This window comes from Pseudomonas sp. WS 5071 (assembly GCF_012985765.1).
In the GTDB taxonomy this organism is placed as follows: domain Bacteria; phylum Pseudomonadota; class Gammaproteobacteria; order Pseudomonadales; family Pseudomonadaceae; genus Aquipseudomonas; species Aquipseudomonas lundensis_A.
On record NZ_JAAQWY010000088.1, the window covers coordinates 1 to 752 of the forward strand.

At 46.4% G+C, this 752-nt stretch carries 1 protein-coding gene; it reads left to right on the forward strand.

Features of this window, described 5'->3' with window-relative positions; translation table 11 throughout:
- Nucleotides 1-437 precede the first annotated feature (437 nt).
- On the forward strand, nucleotides 438-752 hold a 315-nt coding region (locus tag HBN61_RS22335), incomplete at its 3' end, for a hypothetical protein (RefSeq protein ID WP_170047932.1).

Consider the following 752-nt stretch of genomic DNA (forward strand, 5'->3'; position numbering starts at 1 on the left):
GAGCACGAGGTCGGAAGCCTCGCGTTTGAATTCAGCAGAAAAGGAACGGCGTTGTTTGGTCATCTGACACCTCGATCTGGCGAGCATTCTCGCCTAAATGGGTGTCCGGTTTCATTAGACCACTACAATCTGCTTGCTCTTTGGATATACCGAAAAGACGGAAACTCGATAACGCTCAACACAACAGATTTGGGTTGGACTGATGGCTAGCTACACGATATGAGCATGTTGCTTGCGCAGTCCTACGGAAAAGTCTGAAGGGTGATGTCGTATAAGCAGAAATTAGTCTTCTCTTAATGCTCTTTGTTGTGTGGGTACTCGCTTTTAGTAAGTTTCGTTTTAGTGTTTCTAAATAGGTGGATAACAACCTCAACTGCCAATGTAGGTGTGTTGAATAAAAGTGTGGCTGTCAAGACGACGGCTTAAGGACGATATAAATGAATGGACTCTATGATAAAGCAGGTATTCAGATACACGAAAACGACACTGCCAAAGGTGTGGATGATGAGTGTGAGTTGCTCGAAGAGCCGAACGATTTGATTGTTGGTTTGGCACACGATGACGCGCAAAGAGAAGAAAGCCACGTTTCAGGCGCGAAGATGGCGAGCTTTAAGTTAAGCCCTAGGGATGCTCCGATCAACTTGTCGTGCAGCCGCGGCAAGTTGCAATTTTCCAGGCACCTACAGCGTCATTGGACGAAAAGTGACCGAAAAATCATGTACGGAGAGCTTTTTCGACCGGTTCTCCGTGTT